Source organism: Kocuria himachalensis (assembly GCF_054784195.1).
Window position 1 is genome coordinate 24,639 of record NZ_BAAGPL010000016.1, and the last position, 17,692, is coordinate 42,330.

16 protein-coding genes are annotated in these 17,692 nt (G+C 73.4%); 2 read left to right on the plus strand and 14 right to left on the minus strand.

Translation table 11 applies throughout. The features are described from left to right. Positions 1-27 precede the first annotated feature (27 nt). The 14 genes from ACYVM4_RS10950 to ACYVM4_RS11015 form a co-directional block, all read right to left on the minus strand. On the minus strand, positions 28-630 hold the full coding sequence (locus ACYVM4_RS10950) for a DUF501 domain-containing protein (protein ID WP_368821649.1): 603 nt from the start codon (positions 628-630) through the stop codon (positions 28-30). Between the two features lie 8 nt (positions 631-638). Then, positions 639-1,403, minus strand: a complete 765-nt coding sequence (locus ACYVM4_RS10955; RefSeq protein ID WP_460668589.1) for an FtsB family cell division protein — start codon at positions 1,401-1,403, stop codon at positions 639-641. Between the two features lie 129 nt (positions 1,404-1,532). Continuing rightward, the gene (gene eno, locus ACYVM4_RS10960) at positions 1,533-2,816 is read right to left on the minus strand and encodes a phosphopyruvate hydratase (RefSeq protein WP_368821651.1); all 1,284 of its coding nucleotides are present in this window, start codon (positions 2,814-2,816) and stop codon (positions 1,533-1,535) included. A 186-nt stretch (positions 2,817-3,002) separates the two neighbouring features. Continuing rightward, entirely contained in the window at positions 3,003-3,737 is a 735-nt protein-coding gene (locus tag ACYVM4_RS10965; RefSeq protein WP_460668590.1) for a MazG nucleotide pyrophosphohydrolase domain-containing protein, read from the minus strand. After that, positions 3,734-4,858, minus strand: a complete 1,125-nt coding sequence (locus ACYVM4_RS10970) for an adenosine deaminase (protein ID WP_460668674.1) — start codon at positions 4,856-4,858, stop codon at positions 3,734-3,736. The genes ACYVM4_RS10965 and ACYVM4_RS10970 overlap by 4 nt, the downstream gene beginning before the upstream one ends. 32 nt (positions 4,859-4,890) lie before the next feature. After that, complete coding sequence (locus ACYVM4_RS10975) at positions 4,891-6,600, minus strand: hypothetical protein (RefSeq protein ID WP_460668591.1); 1,710 nt, start codon at positions 6,598-6,600, stop codon at positions 4,891-4,893. A 167-nt stretch (positions 6,601-6,767) separates the two neighbouring features. Next, complete coding sequence (locus ACYVM4_RS10980) at positions 6,768-8,075, minus strand: thymidine phosphorylase (protein WP_460668592.1); 1,308 nt, start codon at positions 8,073-8,075, stop codon at positions 6,768-6,770. Positions 8,076-8,093: 18 nt separating this feature from the next. After that, positions 8,094-8,525 carry a cytidine deaminase gene (locus tag ACYVM4_RS10985; RefSeq protein ID WP_460668593.1) on the minus strand — a complete coding sequence of 144 codons (432 nt, stop codon included), beginning with the start codon at positions 8,523-8,525 and terminating at the stop codon, positions 8,094-8,096. A gap of 7 nt (positions 8,526-8,532) precedes the next feature. Continuing rightward, positions 8,533-9,945 carry an ABC transporter permease gene (locus tag ACYVM4_RS10990; protein ID WP_460668594.1) on the minus strand — a complete coding sequence of 471 codons (1,413 nt, stop codon included), beginning with the start codon at positions 9,943-9,945 and terminating at the stop codon, positions 8,533-8,535. Next, positions 9,942-11,204 (minus strand): ABC transporter permease, encoded by a 1,263-nt coding sequence (locus tag ACYVM4_RS10995; RefSeq protein WP_368821659.1) that lies wholly within the window; start codon positions 11,202-11,204, stop codon positions 9,942-9,944. Before ACYVM4_RS10995 ends, ACYVM4_RS10990 begins: the two co-directional genes overlap by 4 nt. Beyond that, complete coding sequence (locus ACYVM4_RS11000) at positions 11,201-12,817, minus strand: ABC transporter ATP-binding protein (protein WP_460668595.1); 1,617 nt, start codon at positions 12,815-12,817, stop codon at positions 11,201-11,203. Before ACYVM4_RS11000 ends, ACYVM4_RS10995 begins: the two co-directional genes overlap by 4 nt. Before the next feature lie 118 nt (positions 12,818-12,935). After that, entirely contained in the window at positions 12,936-14,045 is a 1,110-nt protein-coding gene (locus ACYVM4_RS11005; protein ID WP_460668596.1) for a BMP family lipoprotein, read from the minus strand. A 107-nt stretch (positions 14,046-14,152) separates the two neighbouring features. Next, positions 14,153-15,400 (minus strand): amidohydrolase, encoded by a 1,248-nt coding sequence (locus ACYVM4_RS11010; protein WP_368821663.1) that lies wholly within the window; start codon positions 15,398-15,400, stop codon positions 14,153-14,155. Between the two features lie 39 nt (positions 15,401-15,439). After that, complete coding sequence (locus ACYVM4_RS11015) at positions 15,440-16,567, minus strand: mannose-1-phosphate guanylyltransferase (protein ID WP_460668597.1); 1,128 nt, start codon at positions 16,565-16,567, stop codon at positions 15,440-15,442. A gap of 224 nt (positions 16,568-16,791) precedes the next feature. On the opposite strand from ACYVM4_RS11015, the gene sdhC reads away from it, so the two are divergent. Then, a complete protein-coding gene (gene sdhC, locus ACYVM4_RS11020) occupies positions 16,792-17,172 on the plus strand; it encodes a succinate dehydrogenase, cytochrome b556 subunit (RefSeq protein ID WP_017832184.1) in 381 nt (126 codons plus the stop codon). Between the two features lie 5 nt (positions 17,173-17,177). Beyond that, the gene (locus tag ACYVM4_RS11025; RefSeq protein WP_368821665.1) at positions 17,178-17,666 is read left to right on the plus strand and encodes a succinate dehydrogenase hydrophobic membrane anchor subunit; all 489 of its coding nucleotides are present in this window, start codon (positions 17,178-17,180) and stop codon (positions 17,664-17,666) included. Positions 17,667-17,692: the final 26 nt, after the last annotated feature.

Consider the following 17,692-nt stretch of genomic DNA (forward strand, 5'->3'; position numbering starts at 1 on the left):
CTCGGGGGTGTCGGGGGCGGGTGGGTCTCAGGCCTCGCGCCAGGCGGGGTCGCAGTGGCAGGCGGCGGGGGTCCACCACTCGGCGATGGCGTCGAGGGTCTCGTCGCCGAGCGGGTTCACACCGGGCCCGGCCGCGAGCGCGTGGCCGGCGAGCACGTGCAGGCACTTGACCCGCACGGGCATGCCGCCGGCGGAGATGCCCTCGATCTCGGGGACGGGCCCGGTGCCGGCCTTGGCGCCGATCCGGGCGCGCTCGGCGAGGTAGTCCTCGTGCGCGGCCCGGTGGGCGGCGGCCAGGGTCTCGTCCTCGGCGATGCGGTCCGTCATCGCGTACATCAGGCCGGCGGCCTCGAGCCGGGACACCGCGGCGGTGATGACGGGGTGGGCCAGGTAGAACACGGTGGGGAACGGGGTGCCGTTGGCCAGCCGGGGCGCGGTGGCCGCCACGAGCGGGTTCCCGCACGTGCAGCGGGCGGGGATCTCGACGACGTCGCGCACGGGGCGCCCGAGCTGCCGGGAGAGCACCCGGAGGTCCAGGGCCGTGGGCTCGACCGTCGCGGCCGTGACCCCGAGTCCCCGGGGGGCGGGGGCCGGCCGGTCGCCGGGCTCGTGTCCGTGCTGGGGGTTCACGCCGTTCCTCACTCCGCGGGGCTGCCGCGGCTGTCCGTCGCCGCGTCCTGCGGCGTGCCGGTCCCGTCCGCCGGTGCGGCCGGGACGCTCTGCTCTGTCTGTTCTGCCGGCCCGGTGGTGCCGGGGTCCTGGCTCGCTCCGGGCTCCTCCGTGGTGCCGGGCTCCCCGGGGGCCGCGGAGTCGTCGGTGCCGCCCGGTTCCCGGGCGGTGTCGGCGCCCTCGGTGCTGTCCGTGGTCCCGCCGGTGCCCGCCGCGGGACGGGCGTCGTCGTAGGCGGACGCCACGACGGACTGCCAGAGGGCGTCCACCCACGCGGGCTTCTCGGCCTCGACCTGCGCCGCCGAGGAGTCCACCACGGCGCCGTCCATCTCCTCGGCGCCCACCACGAGGTAGGACCGCTCCCCCGGCATCACGTAGAGGAGCCGGTCCCGGGCCCGCTGCTTGACGTAGGTCTCGTCCGACCACTGGTCCACCTGGTCCTCCAGGGACGCCCGCTGGGCCTCCATGTCGGCGATGGCGCGCTCGAGCTGGGCGATCTCCGCCCGCTGCTCGAGGAAGATCTTGGTGGTCGGCGCCGCCAGGAACACGATGAGCACGGCCACGAGCGTGAGGACCAGGAACCGCCCGCTGAAGGTCCGGGCGGGGACCGGCGATCCCACGGCGCTCGACCCGCCGCCCGGTCCGCCACCAGGTCCACCGTCGCGCCCCCTGGTGCCCTGCGCGGTGTCGCTCCCGCCGAGCAGGCGGGTGGTGCGCGGACGGGGAGCGGGCATGCTGACCTCACGGGGGAAGAGCGGGGACGGGGACCAGTGTAGCGCTCACGGGGGGAGCGGCCGTTGCTGGGAACGGCCGCTCCCCCGTGCGACGACGGACCGGCGGGGCCGGTCAGCCGCCGCAGGACGTCACTTCGCGGTGTAGCGCGGGAACGCGGAGGCACCCGCGTAGCGCGCGGCGTCCCCGAGCTCCTCCTCGATGCGCAGCAGCTGGTTGTACTTGGCCACGCGCTCGGAGCGGGCCGGCGCCCCGGTCTTGATCTGCCCGGCGTTGGTGGCCACCGCGATGTCCGCGATCGTCGTGTCCTCGGTCTCGCCCGAACGGTGCGAGATCATGCAGTGGAACATGTGCCGCTGGGCCAGGGAGATGGCGTCGAAGGTCTCCGTGAGGGAGCCGATCTGGTTGACCTTCACGAGCAGGGCGTTGCCGGCACCCTCCTCGATGCCGCGGGCCAGCCGCTCCGGGTTCGTGACGAACAGGTCGTCGCCCACGATCTGGACCTGGGTGCCCACGGACGCGGTGAGGGCCTGCCAGCCCGCCCAGTCGTCCTCGTCCAGCGGGTCCTCGATGGACACGATGGGGTAGTCGCGCACGAGCTCCTCGTAGTAGGCGGTCATCTCCGCGGCGCTGAGCTGCTTGCCCTCGAAGCTGTACTTGCCGTTCTCGAAGAACTCGGAGGAGGCGACGTCCAGGGCGAGCGCCACGTCGGTGCCCACGGTGTACCCGGCCTTCTCGATCGCCTCGGAGATGAGGTCGAGGGCGGCCCGGTTGGACTCGAGGTTCGGGGCGAAGCCGCCCTCGTCGCCCAGCCCGGTGGCCAGGCCGCGCTCCTTGAGCACGCCCTTGAGGGAGTGGTAGACCTCCACGCCGGTGCGCAGGGCCTCGGAGAAGGTCGCCGCGCCGATCGGGGCGATCATGAACTCCTGGATGTCCACGTTGGAGTCGGCGTGGGAGCCGCCGTTGAGGATGTTCATCATGGGCACCGGGAGCACGTGGGCGTTGGGCCCGCCCAGGTACTTGTAGAGCTCGAGGTCGGAGGCGTTCGCGGCGGCGCGGGCCACGGCCAGGGAGACGCCGAGGATGGCGTTGGCGCCGAGGCCGCCCTTGTTGTCCGTGCCGTCGAGGTCGAGCATGGTGCGGTCGACCAGCCGCTGGTCGGTCGCGTCGAGGCCGATCACGGCCTCCGCGATCTCCTCGTCGACGGCCTTCACGGCGTCGAGCACGCCCTTGCCGAGGTACACGTTCTTGTCGCCGTCGCGGCGCTCGACGGCCTCGAAGGCACCGGTCGAGGCGCCCGAGGGCACCGCCGCCCGGCCGTAGCTGCCGTCCTCCAGCAGCACCTCGACCTCCACGGTCGGGTTGCCGCGGGAGTCGAGGATCTGGCGGGCGTGCACTGCGGTGATCATGGCCATGGGTTGCTCCTGACGTTGGTGCTGAGCTGGTCGCTGACGTGGGTGGAACTTGCGTGGTGGGGCGGTCGGGGCTCCGATGGGGGCTCCGGCCGAGGGTCCGCACCGGCGGGGCCGGGCGCCCCCGGCGGCTCCCAGCCTAGCGACTCGGCGCCGGAGGCGGCCGGTGGACAACCGCCCGTGACGGGATCAGTCCTCGGTCCGCGCCGTGGCGTAGGCGCGGGCGGCTCCGCGCAGAGCCCGCTCGGCGTCGAGGCCCCGGGCAGAGGCGGAGCGCACGAGCGCGAACAGCGCCTCGCCGAGCTCCTCCTCGGTGCGCGGGCCGCCGGGCTCCTCCGCGGTGGGCGCCGCGGGCTCGAGGCCGTGCTTGCGGGCCCGCGCGAGGGTCTTCTCCGCGAGGGCCAGGGCCGGCAGGTGCGGCGGGATGCCGTCGAAGGGACCCGTCCGCTCCGGCTTCTCCGCCCGCTTGAGGTCCTCCCAGCGGGAGTGCAGCTGCTCGAGGGTCTGCTCCCCCTCGACGTCCCCGGTGGCCCCGGCGCCGAAGACGTGCGGGTGGCGGCGGATCAGCTTCGCGGTGATCGCCTCGAGCACGTCCGCCACGTCGAAGCCGCCCTCGTCGCGCGGGCGCTCCTGGGCGACCCGGGAGTGGAAGACCACCTGCAGCAGGACGTCCCCGAGCTCCTCGACCAGCAGCCCGGCGTGGGCCGCCGGCCCACCCTCGGCCTCGACCGCCTCGACCACCTCGTAGGCCTCCTCCACGAGGTAGCGCACGAGGGACTCGTGGGTCTGCTGCCCGTCCCAGGCGCACCCGCCCGGGGAGCGCAGCCGGTCCATGACCGCCACGAGCTCGGCGAAGCGCTGCCCGGTCCGCTCCGGGACGCCGAGTCCCGCCGCGACGTCGTCCGTGCCGTGCCCCTGGCTCATGCGTGCATCCCTTCGAAGCCTTCGGTGATCATCCCGTCCAGGGCGCTGCGGTCCTCGAGCGGGAGGAAGGCGGCGGCCGCGGCGTTGCGCTGCAGCCGCTCCAGGTCCTCGAGCCCGTAGCCGAAGTGCGCCACGAGGAGGGCCAGCTCGTCCGTGACCGTGGTCCCGCTCATCAGCCGGTTGTCCGGGGAGATGGTCACCGTGAAGCCGGTCCGGTAGAGCATGTCCACCGGGTGCCGCTCGGGGCCGGCGCCGAACGCGGCCACGGCCCCGGTCTGGAGGTTGGACGTGGGGCACACCTCGAGGGCGATCCCCCGGTCCCGGACCCACTCGGCCGTGCGCCCGAGGTCGACGACGGCGACGTCCTCCAGGTAGTCGATGTCGATGTCCTCCGCGATGCGCACGCCGTGGCCCAGGCGCAGGGCGCGGCCCGTGGCCAGCGCGTCCCGGATCGACTCGACGCCCGCCGCCTCCCCCGCGTGCAGGGTGACGGGCACCAGCTCGTCCGCGAGCAGCTCGAGGGCGGCCCGGTGGCGGGCGGGCGGGAAGCCGTCCTCGGGGCCCGCGAGGTCGAAGGCCACCACGCCGCGGTCCCGGTTGTCCACCACGAGGCGGGCGACCTCGAGGGAGCGGTCCGCGTGGCGCATGGCGCAGAGGATCTGGGTGACGGACACGATGTGGCCGGCGTCCTCCGCGGCGAGCACGCCCTCCGAGAGCCCCAGCCGGACGGCCTCGACGGCCTCCGCCATCGACAGGCCGCCGGCGGTGTGCTGCTCGGGGGCCCAGCGCACCTCGGCGTGGACCACCCCGTCCGCCACCAGGTCCTCGACGTACTCCCGGGCGCAGCGCACGAGCGCCTCGGGGGTCTGCATCACCGCGACCGTGTGCTCGAAGGTCGCCAGGTAGCGCAGCAGCGAGCCGGAGTCGGCGCTCCGGCGCACCCACCGGCGCAGCGCCTCGGGGTCCTCGGCCGGCAGCCGGTGCCCGGCGGCGGCGGCCAGCTCGACCATCGTGGCCGGGCGCAGGGCGCCGTCCAGGTGGTCGTGCAGGCACACCTTGGGCAGGTCGCGCAGGACCCGGTCCGGCACGCGGCCCGGGTGCCGTTCGGCGGAGGTCAGCATCACGGTCGGGACGGCCCCTGTCTCGGTCGGTCTCAGTAGTTCCAGTCCTGCAGGGCCTCGTTCATGTGCTGCGGGATGTGCGCCCCGGTGCGGGGGTACATGCGCAGCTCCTCGAGGTAGTTCTGCGCGGGCAGCCGGTCCTCGTAGCGCACGAAGGCCTCCTCGTCCGCGTAGTCGAAGGACACCTCCGGGGGGATGCCCGGGCGGAAGCGGAACATCATGGCCAGCGGGGCGCCGCTGCCCTCCACGTAGGACTCGTCCTTGAGCTCCTGCACGTGCAGCAGCTCCTCGGGGATGAGCTCGAAGGTGCGGCGCTGGTCCCAGAAGCCGTTCTTGCGCACGTGGGTGAGGGCGTCGTAGTACGTGCCCAGGGCCCGCACCCGCACCAGGACGGTGGAGACGTCCATCGCTGTGCCGTCCTCGCCGAACAGGCGCCGCTGGGCGTCGGCGAGCCGGCGCAGGACGTCGGCCTCCTTGAGCACCAGGTTGCCCTCGGCCAGCCTGTCCTGGGAGGGCCGGTCGGGGACCCCCGCCGGCGCCCGGTAGGACGGGGAGACGTCCGTGGAGACCGCGGTCCCCGGGGCGGAGGAGTCGTGGTCGTCCCCCGCAGCGGTGCCGGCGGCGGCCGCGGCGGCCGTCGCGGCCGCCGCCCCGGTGGGCGCGGCCGGCTCGACGTCCTCGTGCCACTCCTCGTGGTCGACGTGGTCGGGGACGTCGTGGTGGGGCGCCCCCTGGTCGGGGGCGTCGTGGGACGACACGCCGTGGTCGGCAGCGCGCTGCTCGTCGTCCTCCTGGCCGGCCGCAGGAGCCTCCGCGGCGGAGGCGGACTCCGCCCCGGTGGCCGGCTCGCCGGTCCGCTCGGCCGCCGGCACGTCGACGGGCTCGAGGGTCGACCCGGGGGTCGACCCGTCGGCGAACTGGGAGGAGGGGGCGGTGCCGGCCGCGGAGGACCCGGTGCCTGCGGCGGCGGCCGCGGTGACGCCGCCGGCCGCACGCTCCGCGGCCGGCGACACCGGCTCGGACGGGGCCCCGGCGCGGAGCCGATCGCCGGTGGAGGGCCCGCCGGCGGTCTGCGCCCGGGCGGACTGCGCGTCCGCGGCGGGCTGCCGGCCTCCCGCCGCGGCGGCGCCCGGGACGGGCCGGCCCGATCGCCAGGTGCGGACGTCCTCGGTGCCGTCGGCGAACCCGTAGGTCGTCACCACGGTCCGGACCCCGTCCTGCTCCGGGCCCACCTCGATGCGGGCGTTCTGCCACGCGCCGCGCGGCGAGGACATGGACTCGCTGTAGAGGTCGGCCACGGGGTCGAAGAGCGGCGAGTCCTGGTCCACGGTGCCGGACTCCACGGACGGATCGGCGTCGCCCACGGACTGCTGGGTCTGGTGGGTCATGGTGTTGCCGCGCTGGACGAGCGTGAGCACGGCCCGGTCCGCCCCCCGGGACGTCAGGCGGTCCACGAGGAAGGGCAGCGGGCCGCGGTCGGGCAGCGGCCGGGCCTCCCCGGCGCCGTGCTCCTCGTGTCCGTTCCCGCCGAGGTCCCGGGAAGCGGAGTCCTGGCCTCGGGTGTCCTGGCCCTCCCCGGCGCCCGTGTCCCGGGCGCCGGTGTCGCGACCGTCGGGGCCGGGGGTCGGACCGGCCGGCTGCTCCGGCCGTCCGGTCTCGCGGTGCGGCGTGCTGTCCTCGGTGTTCTTCCGGAAAATGCCTCGCAGACCCAACTGGACCCACCCTTCCGAGCGTGTGCGCACGCCCTCGGTTCTCGTTTCGCGCTGGTTCTCTCCGCAGTATAGGCGGGCCCCGCCCCCGCCCCGGGCTCTCAGCGGCCGGCCCTGAGCGTCCGGCGCTCGACGCCCAGCGCTCGACGTGCGGAGCCCGGTGCCCGGGCGATCGGCGTCCGGCGCTCAGTGCCCAGCGCTCAGCGGACGGTCTCGAGGACCACGGCCCGGTCCGGCCGGGACGCCGGCGCCTCCGGGGCGACCACGGCGGCGCCCTCGAGGGCCTCCCGGGCGCGCGCGAAGCGGTCGGGGGTGTCGGTGAGCAGGGTCAGCAGGGGCTGCCCGGCCCGGACGGCGTCCCCGGGCTTGGCGTGGAGCAGCACGCCGGCGCCAGCCTGGACCGGGTCCTCGCGCCGGGCGCGGCCGGCGCCGAGGCGCCAGGAGGCCACTCCGACCCGGTGGGCGTCGAGCTCGGCGAGCACGCCGTCGGCCTCGGCCACGACGGTCTCGGACTCGCGGGCCCGGGGCAGCGGGGCGTCGGGGTCGCCGCCCTGGGCGGCCACCATGGCCCGCCACACGTCCATGGCACGGCCGTCCCGCAGCGCCTCCGCCGGGTCGGCGTCGGGGAGCCCGGACGCGGCGAGCATCTCCGCGGCGAGCGCCACGGTGAGCTCCACGACGTCGGCCGGGCCGCCGCCGGCGAGCACGTCGACGGACTCCTGGACCTCCACGGCGTTGCCGACCGTAAGGCCGAGGGGCGTGGACATGTCGGTGAGCAGGGCGGTGGTGGTGACCCCGGCGCCGGTGCCGAGGTCGACCATCGTGCGGGCCAGCTTGCGGGCGGACGCCAGGTCCTTCATGAACGCCCCGGAGCCCACCTTGACGTCGAGCACGAGGGACTGGGTGCCCTCCGCGATCTTCTTGGACATGATGGAGGACGCGATGAGCGGGATCGACTCGACCGTCCCGGTGACGTCCCGCAGCGCGTAGAGCTTCTTGTCCGCCGGCGCCAAGCCGGAGCCCGCCGCGCAGATCACGGCGCCCACGTCCCGCAGCTGGGCCAGCATCTGCTCGTTGGACAGGGCGGCCCGCCAGCCGGGGATCGACTCGAGCTTGTCCAGGGTGCCGCCGGTGTGGCCGAGACCGCGCCCGGACAGCTGGGGGACGGCCACGCCGTAGACCGCCACGAGCGGGGCCAGCGGCAGGGTGATCTTGTCCCCCACCCCGCCGGTCGAGTGCTTGTCCGCGGTGGCCGAGCGCGCCCCGGAGCGCACGAGCGCGGAGAAGTCCATCCGCTCCCCCGAGGCGATCATCGCCCGCGTCCAGCACGCGATCTCGTCCCGGTCCATGCCCCGCAGGAAGATCGCCATGGCCAGGGCGCTCATCTGCTCCTCGGCCACGGCCCCGCGGGTGTAGGCGTCCAGGACCCACGCGATCTGCCCGGGCGACAGGGCACCGCCGTCGCGCTTGGTCCGGATGACGTCCACGGCGTCGAACTGCTCGGTCATGAGGGGTCCTTTCGGGGACTAGAGGTTCTCGGGGCCGAAGGCGTCGGGCAGCACCTCGGCCATGGTGCGCACCCCGGAGACGGTGAGCAGCCGCAGGCCGGGGCCGCGGTGCTCGTGCAGCAGCTGCCGGCACCGCCCGCAGGGCATCAGGACGTCGCCGTGCCCGTCGACGCACACGAACGCGACGAGCCGCCCGCCGCCGGACATGTGCAGCGCGGAGACCAGGGTGCACTCGGCGCACAGGGTCAGCCCGTAGGAGGCGTTCTCCACGTTGCACCCGGAGACCACCCGCCCGTCCTCGGTGAGGGCGGCCGCGCCCACCGGGTAGTGCGAGTACGGGACGTAGGCGTGCTCGAGGGCGGCCACGGCGGCCTTCCGCAGCCGGTCCCAGTCGACCCGGGTCCCGTCGTCGCCGCTCTCCTCGCCGCCGGTGCGCAGGGGCTCGTTCACGAGGCGCTCACTCCTTGGTGTAGGGCTTGCCGATGGCCGCGGGGCCGCGGGAGACTCCCACGAGCCCGGCCACGGCCAGGATCGTGACGACGTACGGGAGCATGGCCAGGAACTGGCTGGGCACGGGCGTGCCCAGGAAGGACAGGATCGACTGCAGGTTGGACGCGAAGCCGAACAGCAGGGACGCGAGCAGCGCCCCCACCGGGTTCCACCGGCCGAAGATCAGGGCGGCCAGCGCGATGTAGCCGGCCCCGGAGGTCATGTCCCGGGTGAACGCGGAGACGGAGACCAGCGTGTAGAACGCGCCGCCGAGACCGGCGACCATCCCGCCCAGCAGCACGTTGCGGAAGCGCAGGGCGTTGACCTTCACGCCGAGGGTGTCGGCGGCCTTGGGGTGCTCGCCCACGGACCGGGTGCGCAGCCCCCAGCGCGTCTTGTAGAGCGCGAACCACACGAGCGCCACCGCGGCGTACATCAGGTAGCCGATCACGGACTGGTCGAAGACGATGGGCCCGATCAGGGGGATCTCCGAGAGCACCGGGACCGCGAAGCGCGGCAGCCGCGGCGGGGAGTTGAACACGCCCGGGTTCGACTCCAGCACCGTGGCGAAGAGGAAGCCGGTCAGCCCGGACACGAGCACGTTGAGCACCACGCCCACGATCACCTGGTTGACCCGGTAGGTGATCGAGAAGACCGCCAGCACGAGGGAGACGAGCCCGGCGCCCAGCACGGCGGCGAGCAGCCCCACCCAGGCGCTGCCGGAGAGCGAGCCGGCCACCGCGGCGGAGAACGCGCCGAACAGCAGCTGGCCCTCGATCGCGATGTTGATCACGCCCGAGCGCTCGCACAGCAGGCCGCCCAGGGAGCCGAAGATCAGCGGGATGGCCAGGGCCACGGACCCGGCCAGCAGCCCGGACAGGGACACGTCCGGGCTGCGCGCGCTGCCCACGACCCACACGAGGAAGCCGCTGACGAAGAAGAAGCCGACCACGAGCACCGCCCACCGGGGCAGCTGCGCCCCGGCCCGGGCGCGCAGGAACGCGAGGACCGTCAGCCCGGCCAGCACGGCCACCGTGAGCCAGCCCCACAGGACGCCGTGCACCACGAGGTCCGGCACGCGGAAGAGGTCGCCGGCCTCCGAGACGCGGAAGCTCACCGTGTTGTCCGGGGCGTTGAGCCCGAACAGCAGGAGGGCCACGAGGCTCAGGAGGCCGAGCACGACCGGGGTGCGCCAGCTCGTGACGCCCACGACCTCGTTGGCCGCGGTCGTGGACAGTTCGGCCTCGGCCGGCGGGGGCAGGGTCGCCGCGGCGGTGCCGCCGTGCGTGCTGTCGGGTGTGCTGCCGGCGGGGCCGCCGGTCGTGCTGCCGGACGCCCAGGGCGCCGGCTCGGGACGCGGTCCCGGATGCTGCGAGCTCATGCCCGGCCTCCTTCGGGGGCAGTGGTGGCCGTGGCGGTGGTGCCCCGGCCGCGGCGGGAGCGGACCCGGTCCTGCCCCGTCCGCACCAGCGGCGGCAGGGCGATGAACAGGACGATCAGGGACTGCACGACCAGGACGATGTCGATGTTCGTGCCGGTCATCGACTGCATGGTGACGCCACCCGCGCGGAACCCGCCGTAGAGCAGGCCCGCGAAGAACGTGCCCCACGGCTTCGAGCGGCCCAGCAGGGCCACCGTGATCGCGTCGAAGCCGAAGGACGCGGCGACGCCCGCGGTCAGCGCCCGCTCGGTGCCGGAGATCTGGGCCACGCCCGCGAGGCCCGCGAGCGCGCCCGCGAGGACCATGACGACGACGAAGCCGCGCGTCACGGAGATGCCGGCGGTCCGGGCCGCGCGCGGGTTGGCGCCCACGGCCCGCAGCTCGAAGCCGATCGTGGAGCGCTGGAGCAGCCACGCGACGAACACGGTGGCGAGGATCGCGAGCACGAAGCCCCAGTGCAGCCGGAACTGCTCGCCGAGCAGCTTGGGGAACATCGCGGTGTCCGCGACCTGGGGGCTCACGGGGTTGGAGGAGCCCGGGCGCAGGAACGCCGGGCGGGTGAGCAGCCAGGCGACGAGGTTCAGCGCGATGTAGTTGAGCATGATCGTCAGGATCACCTCGTGGGCGCCGGTGCGGGCCTTGAGCACACCGACGATCGCGCCCCACAGCGCGCCGCCGAGGGCACCCGCGAGGATCACGGCGAGCAGGTGCACGCCCATCGGCAGCTGCCAGGCGAAGCCGACCCAGGCGGCGAGCGCCGCGCCGATCAGCAGCTGCCCCTGGGCGCCGATGTTGAACAGCCCGGCCTGGAAGGCCACGGCCACGCCGAGCCCCGCCAGGACCAGCGGCGTGGCCACGGTGAGGGTCTCCGCGAGCGGGTAGACCCGCTGCGCGAACGTGGTGCCGTTCGGGTTGTAGACGGCGCCGTAGAACATCGCCTCGTAGGCGGAGGACGCGGCGGCCCACATGGCCGCGAGCGTGTCCCCGGGGCGGGCGAAGAAGTAGCTCGCGGCGTCGGCGACCCGGTCGTCGGTCAGGGCGATGAGCAGTCCGCCCAGGACCAGGGCGGCGACGATCGCGAGCACGGACTGCACCGCGGAGCCCGTCCAGTCGCGCCGCGGCGCACCGGGCGCGACGGCCGTGGGCGGCGGCGCCTTCTGCTGGTCGGCGACCGCGGGGGCCGGTCCGGTGGCACTCATGCCTGCTCCTTCGTGTGCTGCGCCGTGTCCTGCGGGGCGTCGGTCGGCTGGGGGACGGTCTGCTGGGCGCCGGTCTGCTGGGCGCCGGCCGGCCAGGCGCCGGCCGCGCGGAGCTCCTCGGCGGTGGCCCCGGCCATCATCTGCCCCAGGACGTCGCGCGGGGTGTCGGGGCCCACGATCCCCATGATCCGGCCGTGGAAGAACACGGCGATCCGGTCGGCCAGCGCGTACACCTCGTCGAGCTCGGTCGAGACGATGAGGACCGGCACGCCCTTGTCCCGCTCGGCGACGATCCGCTCGTGGATGAACTCGACCGAGCCGACGTCCACGCCGCGGGTGGGCTGGGAGGCGAGGAACAGCTCGAGGGGCCGGGAGAGCTCCCGGGCGATGACGACCTTCTGCTGGTTGCCGCCGGACAGGGTCTGCACGGGGGCGTCCACGGAGGGGGTGCGGACGTCGAACTGCTCGACGGCGCGGCGGGCGTTGGCCTGGACCTCGCCCAGGCGCAGGGACGGTCCGCGGGAGAAGCGGTCGTCGCCGTAGAGGTCCAGCACGAGGTTCTCGGCGACCGTGAAAGGGCCCACGAGCCCGTCCGTGGAGCGGTCCTCCGGGACGAAGCCCACGCCGGCGTCGAGGACCTGGCGCACGGACTTCCCGAGCAGCTCCGTGCCGCCCAGCCGGATGGACCCCGTGGCCCGCTCCCGCAGGCCGAGGATCGCCTCGGCCAGTTCCGTCTGGCCGTTGCCCTGCACGCCGGCCACCGCGAGGATCTCCCCGCGGGCCACGTCGAAGCCGACGTCGTCGAGCAGCTTCACGCCGTTGTCCGCGACCACGGTGAGCCCGGAGACCTCCAGGGCGCGCTCCCCCGGCTCGGCCTCGTCCTTGGCGACGGTCAGGGACACGTCCCGGCCCACCATGAGGGCCGCGAGCTCGGCGGTCGAGGCCTCCGGGGACGTCTGCCCCACCACCCGGCCGCGGCGGATCACCGTGATGACGTCGGAGATCGCCTTGACCTCCCGCAGCTTGTGGGAGATGAACAGGATCGACTTCCCGGAGCCGCGCAGCTGGCGCATGATCTCGAGCAGCTCGTCGGTCTCCCGCGGCGTGAGCACCGCGGTGGGCTCGTCGAGGATGAGCACCTGCGCCTCCCGCACGAGGGCCTTGATGATCTCGACGCGCTGCTGCACGCCCACGGGCAGGTCCTCGACCACGGCGTCCGGGTCCACGTGGAAGCCGTAGCGCTGCGAGATCTCCCGGATCCGGCGTCGGGTGGTCTCGAGGTCGAGGGTGCCGCCGCGGGTGCTCTCGGCGCCGAGCGCCACGTTCTCGGCGACGGTGAACACCGGCACGAGCATGAAGTGCTGGTGCACCATGCCGATCCCGGCGGCCATGGCGTCCCCGGGGCCCCGGAAGGCCACCGCGGTGCCGTCCACGAGGATGCGCCCCTCCGTCGGTCGGTACAGGCCGTACAGGACGTTCATCAGGGTGGACTTGCCGGCCCCGTTCTCGCCGAGGAGGCAGTGGATCTGCCCGGGCTCCACGACGAGGTCGACGTCCTCGTTCGCCGCGAAGGAGCCGAACCGCTTGGTGATGGACTGCAGTTCCAGCTTCATGGTGGGGTGGTCCTCCTCCTGGGCCGTCCGCCGGTCCCGGGCGGGCACGCCACCGCCGCCAGCTGCGGCGGTGGCCTCCGCTGGCGGCGGTGGGTGCGGTGGTCGGTGTCGTCCGGGATCAGGCCTGCGGCGAGTTCTCGGACTCGACGGCGACGGTGCCGTCGATGATGTCCTGGCGCAGCTGCTCGACCTCGCCGGCGAGCTCCTCGCCCACGGCCTCCTCCTGGTCGTGGAACGGGGCGATGCCCACGCCGTCGTTCTCGAGGGTGCCGACGTAGGGCTCGTTGCTGAACTCGCCCTCGGCGGCCGACTCGACGACGTCCTGCACGGAGGTGCTCATCTGCTTGAGCACGGAGGTGAGCTGGTACTCCTTGCCCTGGTCGAGGGTCTCGTAGCCGTCGGCGTCGACCCACACGAAGCGGACGTCGTCGCCGCCGCCGCTGTTGGCCTCCACCACGGCGTCGAGGGTGCCGAGGGCCGCCTGCCCGGCCACGGGCAGGACGATGTCCGCGCCCTCGTTGATGAAGTTCTGCGTGGTGGTCTTGGCGGCGGAGGTGTCCGTGAAGCTGTTGACGAACGTGCCGTCCTGGGAGTCCTTGTCCCAGCCCAGCAGCCGGACGTCCTCGCCCTTGGTCCGGTTGTAGTGGTCGACGCCGTCGGCGAAGCCGTCCATGAACACGGTCACGGTCGGGATGTCCATGCCGCCGTAGGTCGCCACGGTCCCGCTCTGGGTGCTGCCCGCCGCGACGTAGCCGGCGAGGAACGCGGCCTCGGCCGTGTTGTAGACGAGCGGCTTGACGTTGTCGAGCTCGATCGAGGCGTCGTCGACGATCGCGAAGTTCGACTCGGGGTTGGCCTCGGCCACGGCCCGGGTGGCGTCGGCGAGGAGGAAGCCCACGGACAGCGTCAGGTCGCACCCGGACTGCACCATGGACGTCAGGTTGGGCTCGAAGTCGGTCTCGGCCTGGGACTCCGCCTGGTTGACCTTGATGCCCATGCTCTCCTCGACGGCCTTCAGGCCCTCGTAGGAGTTCTGGTTGAACGAGCGGTCCTGGAACCCGCCGGAGTCCGAGACGATGCAGCCGGTGAAGTCGGTGGCCTGCTCCTGCGCCTCGCCGCCCTCCTCGGGGGCGGCGCCGCAGCCGGCGAGGACGAGGGCGGAGGCGCCGAGCAGCGCGGCGGCGGAGAGCGGGCGGGTTCCTCGGGACGTCCGGGGCGAGAAGGTCATGGTTCCTCCAGGAGACGGGCGCGGCCGGGCTGTGGGCCCGGTCACGCGGCAAGCGCGACGTGGTGCCACTCTACCCACGGGTAGGCGCGACGGGCCGGAGGCCGCCGTTAATTCGTCGTGACGTCCGGCCGTGTCTGCCGGGAGTGCAGCCGGATGGCGCGCAGGGCCGTGCTGGCCATGACCTGGATGCCGCAGCCGATCGCGGCCTCGTCCGCCACGTAGTCCGACTGGTGCAGGTCGTAGGTGTGCCCGTCCCGCGTGCGCGTGCCCAGCCGCATCATCGCCCCGGGGACCTCCTGGAGGAACCACGCGAAGTCCTCCCCGCCCATCGACTGGTGCACCAGCACCACCGCGTCCTCGCCGAGCTCGGCGCGGGCGGCGTTCTCGATCAGGGTGGTCTCGGCCTCCCCGTTGACCACGGGAGGGACGCCGCGGATGTGCTCCAGCTCCACGTCCACCCCGTAGGGCGCCGCGACCTGGTGCACGACCTCGTCGAGCAGCTTGCCCGCCCGGTGCCAGGCGTCGGCGTCGAGGCACCGCATGGTCCCGGACATGAATCCGGTGGCGGGGATGGCGTTGGGCGCCACGCCGGCGTGCATCTGGCCCCACACCACGGCCACTCCGGAGCGGACGTCGATCCGCCGGGAGAGCACGGCCGGGACGTTGACGGCGATCTGGGCCATCGCGTAGACGAGGTCCTGCGTGAGGTGGGGGCGGGAGGTGTGCCCGCCGCGGCCGGTGAACTCGATGCGCACGGTGTCGGAGGCGGACGTGATCGCGCCGATCCGGGTGCCCACCTGGCCGACGTCGACCTTGGGCTCGCAGTGCAGGGCGAACATCCGCGGCACGCCCTCGAGGACGCCCTGGCGCAGCACGGTGAGCGCGCCGCCGGGGAGCTGCTCCTCGGCGGGCTGGAAGACGATCCGCACGGTCCCGGCGATGTGCGCGGTCCGGTGCAGGTCCGCGAGCACCTTGGCCACGCCCACCATCACCGTGGCGTGGATGTCGTGCCCGCAGGAGTGCGCCACGCCGTCGTTGACGGAGGAGTACTCGAGACCCGTGCCCTCCTGGATCGGCAGCGCGTCGATGTCCGCCCGCAGGCCCACGGCGATCGGGCCGTGCCCGATGTCCACGTAGCACCCGGTGTCCGAGAGCCGCACCGGGGCGAGGCCCATGTTCTCCAGGGCGCCCACGATCCGGTCCGTGGTGCGGAACTCCTGGTAGGACAGCTCCGGGTGCCGGTGCAGGTCCCGCCGGAAGGCGATCAGGTCGGGCAGGTAGCGCTTGAGCAGGGGGCCGATGGCGGGCGGGAGGCCGGCCTCCGGGGCCGCGGCGGTGGATGGCGCGTCAGGCATCTGTTCAGCCTACTCCCGGGCGCGCACGGCCCGGGACGCTCACAGGACGTCCGTGTTGCCGCTCTGCTTGAGCGAGGCCACCGCGTCCTTGACGCGCTGGGCGTGCTCCCGGGTGGTCACCAGCAGCGCGTCGGGGGTGTCGACGACGACGATGTCCTCGACGCCGATCAGCGCGATCAGCCGGCCCGTGTCCGAGACGACGATGCCGCTGGAGCTGTCGGAGAGCACCCGGCTGTTGTCGCCCAGGACCGTGACGTCGGGGTCGGTCTCGGGATCGACGTGGTTGAGCCGCCGGATCGCCGCGAAGTCCCCGACGTCGTCCCAGGTGAAGCTCGCCGGGACCATGGCCACGTCCCCCGCGGCCGCCGCGGGCTCGGCCACGGCGTAGTCGATCGCGATCTTGGGCAGGCCGGGCCACACCCGGTCCACCACCTCGTCCTGGGCGGGCGTGCCCCAGGCGTCGGCGATCTCGGTGAGCCCCGCGTGCAGCTCCGGCTGGCTCGCGGCGAGGTGGCGCAGCATCAGGGACGCGGGCGCCACGAACATCCCGGCGTTCCACGTGTAGTTGCCGCCGGCCACGTAGTGGCGGGCGGTGTCCTCGTCGGGCTTCTCCACGAACTCCTCGACCTGGAGGGCGTGCGGCGCGTCCGGCAGCCCGAGCTGGGCCCCGGCCCGGATGTAGCCGAAACCGGTGGCCGGGGAGCTCGGCGGGATGCCGATCGTCACGATCCGCCCGGACGCCGCCGCGGCCACGGCCTCCCGGACGACGTCCTGGAAGGCCTCGGCGGGCTCGATCACGTGGTCGGCGGCGAAGGACCCGACGATCGCCTCGGGGTCCCGGCGCTGGACGAGCATGCAGGCCAGGCCGATGGCCGCCGCGGAGTCCTTCGGGGACGGCTCGAGCACGAGGTCCACCGTGGAGAGCTCCGGGAGCTGACGGCAGACCGCGGCGGCGTGGGTGCGCCCGGTCACGACCATGACCGGACCGTCGCCGAGGTCCGCGAGCCGGTCGTACGTGGCGCGGAGCAGGGACGAGCCGGAGCCGGTGAGGTCGAGCAGGAACTTGGGGGCGTCGGCCCGGGACAGGGGCCACAGCCGGGAGCCGACCCCTCCGGCAGGGATGAAGGGGTGGAAGTGCGCGAGTGGGGAGGTCACGGACAACACCATACGACCTCGCCCCGGGACGCACGGAAAACGACGTCAGCCTGCGGCGGAAACCGCGCGAGAGCGAGGGACAGCCTGTCAGTAAACACCGGCCGTGCTGGTATCGTGGGAGGGAACTCGCGCATCATCCGACACAGAGCCGGAGGGCTCCGCTCACGTCGTGCGCAGTGCGAATTCCCGGATATTTCTAGAGCGCACGACGGCGAGCGACTCAGGGAGGTTTTTCAGTGGCGAAGACATCCAAGGGCACCCTGTACCGCGGCCAGGCTCATGGCCAGTGGTCCTGGGTGGCCCACCGCATCACCGGCGTGGCCATCTTCTTCTTTCTTCTGGTCCACGTCCTGGACACCGCGCTCGTGCGGGTCTCACCCGAGGCCTACAACGCGGTCATGGCGACCTACAAGAACCCGGTCATGGGCCTCGGCGAGGCCGGCCTCGTGGCGGCCATCGTCTACCACGCGTTCAACGGCCTGCGCATCATCATGGTCGACTTCTGGTCCAGCGGCACCAAGTACCAGAAGCAGATGCTCTGGGGTGTCCTGGCCCTGTGGGTCGTCGTCATGATCCCGTTCCTCATCCGTCACCTGTCCCACGTCTTCGGGGGTTAATCACAATGAGCACACCGCTCAAGGCAAACATCTCGGTCCCCCGGAGCAAGGACCTCGAGGTCAACGGCATCAAGTACAACCGCTCCTCGTCCCGCCGCAACAACTTCGAGATGTTCGCGTGGCTGTTCATGCGCCTGTCCGGCGTGATCCTGCTGGTGCTCGTCTTCGTCCACCTCTGGGTCAACCTCGTGGGCCCCGAGGGCGGCGTGAACGCCGTCGACTTCGCGTTCGTGGCCGGCAAGTGGGCCAGCCCGTTCTGGCAGGTCTTCGACCTGCTGCTGCTGTGGCTCGCGATGCTGCACGGCACCAACGGCCTGCGCGTGATCATCGACGACTACGCGGAGCGTGACCGGACCCGGTTCTGGCTGAAGGTCTTCCTCTTCACCACCTCCGCCTTCGTGATCCTGCTCGGCACCCTCGTCATCTTCACCTTCGAGCCCTGCCCGGCCGGCGCGGACCCCGCGCTGCTCGCGAGCTTCTGCACCGCGGGCTGAGCCCTGCCGGAGACGGTCCGCCCGCG

Bases quoted from the DNA above. Each gene is read 5' to 3' on its own strand.
- ACYVM4_RS10955 (WP_460668589.1), bottom strand. From the start codon at position 1,403: ATGCCCGCTCCCCGTCCGCGCACCACCCGCCTGCTCGGCGGGAGCGAC.
- eno (WP_368821651.1), bottom strand. From the start codon at position 2,816: ATGGCCATGATCACCGCAGTGCACGCCCGCCAGATCCTCGACTCCCGC.
- ACYVM4_RS10965 (WP_460668590.1), bottom strand. From the start codon at position 3,737: ATGAGCCAGGGGCACGGCACGGACGACGTCGCGGCGGGACTCGGCGTC.
- ACYVM4_RS10970 (WP_460668674.1), bottom strand. From the start codon at position 4,858: ATGCTGACCTCCGCCGAACGGCACCCGGGCCGCGTGCCGGACCGGGTC.
- ACYVM4_RS10980 (WP_460668592.1), bottom strand. From the start codon at position 8,075: ATGACCGAGCAGTTCGACGCCGTGGACGTCATCCGGACCAAGCGCGAC.
- ACYVM4_RS10990 (WP_460668594.1), bottom strand. From the start codon at position 9,945: ATGAGCTCGCAGCATCCGGGACCGCGTCCCGAGCCGGCGCCCTGGGCG.
- ACYVM4_RS10995 (WP_368821659.1), bottom strand. From the start codon at position 11,204: ATGAGTGCCACCGGACCGGCCCCCGCGGTCGCCGACCAGCAGAAGGCG.
- ACYVM4_RS11000 (WP_460668595.1), bottom strand. From the start codon at position 12,817: ATGAAGCTGGAACTGCAGTCCATCACCAAGCGGTTCGGCTCCTTCGCG.
- ACYVM4_RS11005 (WP_460668596.1), bottom strand. From the start codon at position 14,045: ATGACCTTCTCGCCCCGGACGTCCCGAGGAACCCGCCCGCTCTCCGCC.
- ACYVM4_RS11010 (WP_368821663.1), bottom strand. From the start codon at position 15,400: ATGCCTGACGCGCCATCCACCGCCGCGGCCCCGGAGGCCGGCCTCCCG.
- ACYVM4_RS11015 (WP_460668597.1), bottom strand. From the start codon at position 16,567: ATGGTGTTGTCCGTGACCTCCCCACTCGCGCACTTCCACCCCTTCATC.
- ACYVM4_RS11025 (WP_368821665.1), top strand. From the start codon at position 17,178: ATGAGCACACCGCTCAAGGCAAACATCTCGGTCCCCCGGAGCAAGGAC.